Source organism: Rhizobacter sp. (assembly GCA_021153565.1).
Taxonomy (GTDB): Bacteria; Pseudomonadota; Gammaproteobacteria; order Burkholderiales; family Burkholderiaceae_C; genus Albitalea.
Map to the genome: position 1 here is coordinate 1 of JAJKJU010000118.1, position 6834 is coordinate 6834.

A 6834-nucleotide genomic window follows, 5' to 3' on the forward strand; every position below is an offset into this window, starting at 1 on the left:
CTCGGCGTTGAACTTATTCGGCATATGGCGCAGCGGGTCTGATCGATCTGAAAAACCGATCCTACCGTCCCGATACGGCGGTATCCATGCACCAACGCCGGGCACCGGCGGCTCGTCGGCGATCGCGAACTCGTACCTGCAGATGCGCAGCGCCGGCGCGACCGCGCGAGCGATGCTGGTCGCCGCTGCCGCCGATGCGTGGAAGGTACCGGCCAGCGAGGTGAAGGCCGAGAAGAGCGTGCTGAGCCACGCCTCGGGCAAGCGCGCTACCTACGGCGAGATGGCCGCCGCCGCCGCGAAGCAGGCGCCGCCCGCGAACCCGGTGCTGAAGACGCCCGCGCAGTTCACATTGATGGGCAAGAGCGATGCGACGCCGCGCGTCGACTCGGCCGAGAAGTGCAACGGCACCGCGACGTACACGATCGACGTCAAGCTGCCCGGCCTGCTGACCGCGGTGATCGCGTGGCCGCCATCGTTCGGCGCGAAACTGGTCTCGTTCGATGCAGCCGACGCGAAGAAGGTCAAGGGCGTGACCGACGTGGTGCAGGTGCCGGAAGGCGTCGCCGTTGTCGGCAAGGGCACCTGGGCGGTGCTGCAGGGGCGGCGCGCACTGAAGGTCGTGTGGGACGAGGCCGAGAGCGGCAAGCTCGATTCCGACGCGCTGCTCGCGCAGTACAAGGCGCAGGCCGCGACGGCTGGCAAGCCGTTCGCACGGCCAGCGAAGGACGCGCCGAAGATGGCGCCCGCGAAGACGATCGAAGCGGTCTACGAGTTCCCATTCCTCGCGCACGCGACGATGGAACCGATGAACTGCGTGGCCTGGTTGCACGACGGCATGCTCGAAACCTGGTCGGGCCACCAGTTCCCGACCTTCGACCACATGTTCGCCGCGAAGGCCGCGGGCCTGCCGATGGAGAAGGTCAAGCTGCACACCTTGTTGTCGGGCGGCAGCTTTGGGCGGCGTGCCAACGCCTACAGCGATTTCACGGTCGCGGCCGTCAACGTCGCGAAGGCGATCGACGGGCGCGCGCCGGTGCGGCTTCAATACTCGCGTGAAGACGACATGGGCGCGGGCCTGTACCGGCCGATGTACGTGCACGCCGTCAAGGCCAGCATCGACGCGCAAGGCAAGATCGCCGGCTGGCAGCACACGGTCGTCGGCCAATCGATCATGGCCGGCACCGCGATGGAGGCGCTGGTGAAAGACGGCATCGACCCGACCTCGGTCGAGGGTGTGTCGCCGACTCCATACGCACTGCCGATGATGACGGCCGACCTGCACACGACCGCGCTCGCGGTCAAACCGCTCTGGTGGCGTTCGGTCGGCAACACGCATACCGCGTATGTGATGGAAACGATGATGGACGAGCTTGCGCGTGCGGCGGGCAAGAATCCGCTCGCGTTCCGCCTCGCACTGCTCGACAAGAGCGACCGCGCCGCTGGCGTGCTCAAGCTGGCGGCCGACAAGGCCGGCTGGGGCAAGCCGACACGCGCCGGGCTCGCGCAAGGCATCGCGATGCACGAGTCGTTCGGCTCGTTCGTCGCGCAGGTCGCCGAGGTGTCGATGAAGAACGGCAAGGTCAAGGTCGAGCGCGTGGTCTGCGCGGTCGACTGCGGCGTAGCCGTCAACCCTGATGTGATCAAGGCGCAGATGGAGGGATGCATCGGCTTCGCGCTCGGCGCGCTGTACTACGGTGAGATCGAGCTTCAGCGCGGCCGCGCCGCGCAGCGCAACTTCGACACCTACAAGTCGCTGCGCATCCACGAGATGCCGAAGGTCGAGGTCTACATCGTGCCGAGCACGGTCGCGCCCACCGGTGTCGGCGAACCGGGCGTGCCGCCGCTTGCGCCGGCGGTGGCGAACGCCATTGCGAAGCTGGGCGGGCCGAAGGTGCGGCGACTGCCGTTCGCGCGGGCGGGGATCGTCGCGGCCTGAGGTTTCAGGCTCAAAGGCGAGCTGATGCGCCTGCTGGTGGAGAAACTGGTGAGGCGGTGCTGCTTCACCGGCTGGTCGCTAAGCTCGCTCAGCGCCATCAACATGGTCGATGGCCATCATGGTCCGCGGAGAATCGGGGACGCCCAACGTCTTAGCGCGCCGCAAGCGTGCGACGCGTCTGGCTGTTGGACAGTCGCGCGTGCTGGCTTTGATAGCGCCGGAGACCCGACATTCGCCTACGACCGTTCGTGGCCGGGACTACCCGTTCGCGACGTTGGCCGACAGCTGCCGCTGAGCAATCTGGCAATAACGCCAAAGGACTGCTGCTGGGCATCGCCTGGTACTCACCGTCCCGGCCATTTGCCGACGGTTGTGACAGGCCGGTTCCTGGCATCGCGCCTCGTTGATGTCGCAGTGGAAGCAACCCAGGGTAGCCACCAGAACGCTGGACCTGGCCACCCATTCGTCGCACCAGCGCCACGAAACCGTGCGCTCGAACGAGCGCTTGCACAAGAAGCATGGCTATCGATGCTCGATCGATCGGTGTCAGTGATAGTCCTCTTCACGCTGGTGGCGCACCGCCAACACGACGACTTTCGACGTACTGACGATCTCATACAACGCGACATACCCGGTGCCTCCGAACGGGATGATCAATTCCCGCTGTGCTGGGTCCTGGGCCGCTTTGCGGAAGCTGAAGGGCGTGATCGCCAGCCTGTGCTGCACCGTCGCCCTGACAGCGTCGATCGCGGCTTGGGCGCGATCAAGGTCTTCGGTTGTGTCGGCTTGGTCGAGCAAGAAGTCAAAGAGGCGTTCCAGGTCAGCTTCGGCCGTAGGAGACAGCTCAACGACAAAATTCATCGGCCGAGCTTCTTGCGCTTGGCGTCAAGCTTGGATTGGAATCTCTTCAGGACGGTCTCAACGGGCACTGAAACGCCCGTCTGGTGGTACGCCTCGGACGCTGCTTGTGCACGATCATTGAATGAGGTCTGGACGCGCCGGAAAGCGATGGCGTTTCGCACAGTCGCTTCGACGAAGTCGGTCAGGGTTTCGCCCTGCCTGAGTACGGATTCAAGCTCAGCGCGCAGCTCTGGCTCGACGCGGATTTGGGGTATGACAGCGGACTTCATCAGAGAATTGTATTGCGTTTGGGTTACGCTCGCAATGAGCCTCTCTTGCCTATTCAACATGACGGCAGAGGTCGCTTGTCGGCCAGTTCCTGCCGTTGGACCCAGCGACCGACAGCTTTCTGCCGATTCTTTTGAAAACTCGTACGGTGGTCGACCAAGCCTGTTCCGAGGGGTAATAGGTCCTCGGCGTATCGGCGATCGTCGATCGTGGAGAGATCTGCGGGGTTGGCCGCTATCGCCGAGCTAATTGGCACCGGGTCAGCGCTGTCGATACTGCCGTGCGTCGTCGCCCGCCGCATGAAGTACCCTTCCTGCAATGCTATGACCGGGAACCGGCACAGGAGGAAGCTTGGCGCGCATACGAAAGGTCGAAATCCGGAATTTTCGGGCGGTCCGTTCTTTAGATTGGTGCCCCGCGGCCGGAGTGAACTGCCTCATAGGACCCGGCGATAGCGGCAAATCCACCATCCTTGACGCACCAGGCACGGTGCTGCGCAGACCGGCGGAGCGCAGATCAATGTGCACATTGATGCTGATCTTTGGCGAACGATGAATCCCAGCGGACCTGGCAGCGCACGCCTGTCTTCAATCGATCGCTGGGACACTGCGAGCCGCACGTTCGCCTTGGGAGACACGCTCCGCAGGCTGGGGTACTTTACGCGGCAGGGTGAGAATGATGCTATGGCACTCATCCCTGGACACCCGGCTGCCATCGGCACGGTGCGGAAGATGGCTGACACGACTAGAAATGGCCGATTCATTCCTGTTCATGGAGAACCGCAGGGTGTAGTCGTCCGGTCCGGAGCCTATGAGAATTTTCATGTCGAGACACAAAAGGCCGCCCAGTTCCTGGCCAGGTTGACCGGACGTTGGCAGTCCGACTCCTTCGTTTTCTTGCGCAAGGCTTCGGCTTGGCCATCAAGCTGCACACGAGACGGCCCCATGCTGTCCGTTTCGGCGGCCGCGCTCGCTGTGCGACGTTGCCGCCGCGCGCTGCACACGAGGTGAGCAGACGCCCCGTGCCAAGCCTTTCCTGCTCCCCTTACCCTGGGCCAATAAGGTGCCGCAGGTCGTACATATTGCTATTGTCGAGAAGGACATCATGGAGCCGATTTCCGGGAAGCAGGCGTCCACCTCCCCAATCGCACCTGCCGATGCACATCCCGCACCTCCAAAGAGGCAGCGGTCGACGGAAGCCACAGCGAGCGCGGCCGGGTTGCTCGCAGGCTTGCCACGGCGACCCGCATTCCATGGGACGGCGGCCGAGAATCGAGGGGACGCCGATGTTGCTGGGGGCTGCGAGCGACCTCTGCGCGAACGACGCCACGATCTGCTGACCGCTCTGATAGCGTCGTCGTCCACGTCGGTGGCCGAGCAACGCTTGCCACTAGCCGGTTACCTGCTAGCGCGCACCATCGACCGACGCCCCGTCAGTGGGAAGGGCATCGCAGCGCTGCGCACCGCTGATGACGCCGTCAACGACGTGCGGGCCGCCTTGCCGCATGGGCGTGGCAATGTCGATACCGACATCACCAGGACAAACGGCGAAAGCGTGGTCCTGACGTTGGCCGCGCGACGAGCGGCGGAGGACTTGTTGGAGACCGCAACCCCGATGATCGATGGCGGCGACGTCGACTCGTGTATCGCCGATGCGGCGGCAAGCCGTATGTACGGCGCTGGCAATTGCGGGGTGCGCGCCTCGATAGGGGTTTTGGCATATGGCGCGCGAGCTCTGCAAGCGGGGCGCCGACCGGACGAAAGCGTGCACATAGTCGCACACGAAAACGAGGACGAGGACCACGAGTGGGCCGAGGTGCGTCCGTCTGACCCCGATCTTGGGCCGGTCGTGCTGGATGCTTGGTGCGACGGATCGGCCGTGTTCGCAGAGGACAGCCGTTTCGCGAGGGAGCGCAATTCGATCGAAACCTCGGAGGTGTTCGACGTGGCGACAGCCGCCGAAGGGCACTGGTTCGTGGAGAGTCTCGCTAAGGAGCGGGAAACGGTTGATGAGGACGTGGAGCAACGTTTGAGCGAGGCGCGCGCCTACGTTATGGGCGACGACAGCGACGATGACTGGCGCGAGGGCATCGGAAGGCCCGCACAGTCCGTGCTCGACGACGCCTTCGCCAGCCGGGTGCGACGGCACTTTTACTCTGAGGGCGCCGGCGCGTGGGGCACGCTCCTCGCGGAGGTGCAGGCCACTGGGGTGTCGATGTCGCTTGGAACTCGCCGCGTGGTCGATCGTGTACGCGACGCGAGCAGGATCATCGAGGTTGCGAAGACGCTGGTGGCGCCGCAGGACTCGGCGGCCGACCTTGATCGATGACGCTGGTGAGCACCGTAAGCCAAGGAGGCCGCTGAGAATCTGCCGGCGCGCGACCAGGACCGGCTCTCCGGATCCAATTCGCCGCTGCGCAGGTGCATGACGAAGCAATGCCCGGGCAGCCGGTTCATGCGAGCTAACTTCCACAGCATGCTGTCCACGAAAGTAAATGTGAGACTGCGGCGAGGGTAAATGTGAGACTTTGTGGTCAGAAGTAGCCGAGCACGGGTGCGTCGGGGAAGACGGGGGGGCTCGTCGAGCCAGCAACTGCGTGGTGGAACGAGCCGTGTGACCGACGCGGCCGCGCTGCTTGGTGACTTGCTTGCGCTTGTAGTCCAGTCACGAGGCGTGTAGAGATAGATCCCCTCGGGCGACGCCTGATAGGCATACCAGCCTGCCATGGCGGCCAACACCACGGTGATCCAAGCAAGCAGCGGTGGCCGCAAAATCTTCAGCATCGCGCAATACTCGTCAACCGCGCACGCAAGCATAGGCCGGCGTCATCGGCGGCTTCGACGCCACAGCTGCCAGCCCAAGAAACCGGACGACCGACACGTTGACGGCAACGACGACAGCGCCGGCGGTCGTTGGTCGATGCACGAGGTCGTGCCTCTCCAAGGGGCACATACAACGCGCCGGACAAGGCGCCAAGCCATTCACCCCAAGTCCGCTCGTTCCAGAGGCCGTAGGCCTCCTCAAAGCGCACCAGCGCGTAGCCGACCGCAGCCAGCAGCAGCGCCTGCAGATTGGTTTGGCCAAGCATGTCGGCGTCGCGCAACAGCATGGCGGGATAGTGGGATCCGGGGATTCAATCCGACATGGCCGATCAGGGCTTCGGCGAGGCGGCACAGATCACGATGCAGCAGGCCGAGCAGACTGATCTGGCAGCCAGTGCAGTGAAGCCCTTGACGGCCTCGAATCCGGCGACGACGCGCAAGGGCCGCCGCACCGGCTCGGGTGGCGCGCTGCCGAAGGAGTCCTCGAATCGCTGTGCATCATGTGGCACAGCTTAACGAAGTCGAGGGCGCGCCATCCGCCAGTAGGGAGTGGTGCCGAGATTGAATTACGGTAGGGACACCCCCTGGGAGGCGCGAGAGTTGATGCAAGTCAGCCGTTGTCGTGAAAGCGCAAGCAGCGCGTCGAACTCATCGGGTGGCAGCGTCGGCAGCCCCTGCTGCACCTGCTGGTTCGTCAGATTGCCGTCGTCGGTGATGTAGGCGGCGAGCTGCCCGGCGTCCAGCACCAGCATGCGGCCATGAGCCGGCGTGGAGCGGAACACGGCTCAAGCGGATTTGCTCGCGCGCCACCTAAGCGGCAGCCCGCATCGGCGAGTTGTCTGGATAAAGCCTTAACGCCAGGTCGGCCGCCGACATCGGGCGGCCCAGCAGATAGCCCTGCGCCTCGTCGCACCCCATCTGGCGCAAGATCTCCAGCTGGGCATGGGA

At 64.4% G+C, this 6834-nt stretch carries 8 protein-coding genes; 4 read left to right on the top strand and 4 right to left on the bottom strand.

Annotated features, from left to right (window positions below; genetic code table 11):
- Positions 1-142: 142 nt before the first annotated feature.
- Positions 143-1936, top strand: a complete 1794-nt coding sequence (locus AC30NL_RS07325; protein WP_489463352.1) for a xanthine dehydrogenase family protein molybdopterin-binding subunit — start codon at positions 143-145, stop codon at positions 1934-1936.
- Positions 1937-2482: 546 nt separating this feature from the next.
- Here AC30NL_RS07325 and AC30NL_RS07330 read toward each other — a convergent pair.
- A complete protein-coding gene (locus AC30NL_RS07330) occupies positions 2483-2797 on the bottom strand; it encodes a type II toxin-antitoxin system RelE/ParE family toxin (protein WP_489463353.1) in 315 nt (104 codons plus the stop codon).
- A complete protein-coding gene (locus AC30NL_RS07335; protein WP_489463354.1) occupies positions 2794-3066 on the bottom strand; it encodes a YlcI/YnfO family protein in 273 nt (90 codons plus the stop codon). The genes AC30NL_RS07330 and AC30NL_RS07335 overlap by 4 nt, the downstream gene beginning before the upstream one ends.
- A gap of 349 nt (positions 3067-3415) precedes the next feature.
- Between AC30NL_RS07335 and AC30NL_RS07340 the strand changes: the two genes are divergently transcribed.
- Together AC30NL_RS07340 and AC30NL_RS07345 are read left to right on the top strand one after the other, a co-directional pair.
- The gene (locus AC30NL_RS07340) at positions 3416-3619 is read left to right on the top strand and encodes an AAA family ATPase (RefSeq protein WP_489463355.1); all 204 of its coding nucleotides are present in this window, start codon (positions 3416-3418) and stop codon (positions 3617-3619) included.
- Positions 3620-4432: 813 nt separating this feature from the next.
- Positions 4433-5392, top strand: a complete 960-nt coding sequence (locus tag AC30NL_RS07345; RefSeq protein ID WP_489463356.1) for a hypothetical protein — start codon at positions 4433-4435, stop codon at positions 5390-5392.
- A gap of 448 nt (positions 5393-5840) precedes the next feature.
- Here AC30NL_RS07345 and AC30NL_RS07350 read toward each other — a convergent pair whose 3' ends face one another.
- Complete coding sequence (locus AC30NL_RS07350; RefSeq protein WP_489463357.1) at positions 5841-6173, bottom strand: DUF2127 domain-containing protein; 333 nt, start codon at positions 6171-6173, stop codon at positions 5841-5843.
- Positions 6174-6207: 34 nt separating this feature from the next.
- Here AC30NL_RS07350 and AC30NL_RS07355 point away from each other — a divergent pair, with 34 nt between their 5' ends.
- On the top strand, positions 6208-6402 hold the full coding sequence (locus AC30NL_RS07355; RefSeq protein WP_489463358.1) for a hypothetical protein: 195 nt from the start codon (positions 6208-6210) through the stop codon (positions 6400-6402).
- Positions 6403-6452: 50 nt separating this feature from the next.
- On the opposite strand, the gene AC30NL_RS07360 is transcribed toward AC30NL_RS07355, so the two are convergent.
- Positions 6453-6668 (bottom strand): hypothetical protein, encoded by a 216-nt coding sequence (locus tag AC30NL_RS07360; RefSeq protein WP_489463359.1) that lies wholly within the window; start codon positions 6666-6668, stop codon positions 6453-6455.
- Positions 6669-6834: the final 166 nt, after the last annotated feature.

Excerpts from the sequence above, each read along its gene's own strand:
- AC30NL_RS07325 (WP_489463352.1), top strand. The coding sequence starts at position 143 with ATGCGCAGCGCCGGCGCGACCGCGCGAGCGATGCTGGTCGCCGCTGCC.
- AC30NL_RS07330 (WP_489463353.1), bottom strand. The coding sequence starts at position 2,797 with ATGAATTTTGTCGTTGAGCTGTCTCCTACGGCCGAAGCTGACCTGGAA.
- AC30NL_RS07335 (WP_489463354.1), bottom strand. The coding sequence starts at position 3,066 with ATGAAGTCCGCTGTCATACCCCAAATCCGCGTCGAGCCAGAGCTGCGC.
- AC30NL_RS07350 (WP_489463357.1), bottom strand. The coding sequence starts at position 6,173 with ATGCTGTTGCGCGACGCCGACATGCTTGGCCAAACCAATCTGCAGGCG.
- AC30NL_RS07355 (WP_489463358.1), top strand. The coding sequence starts at position 6,208 with ATGGCCGATCAGGGCTTCGGCGAGGCGGCACAGATCACGATGCAGCAG.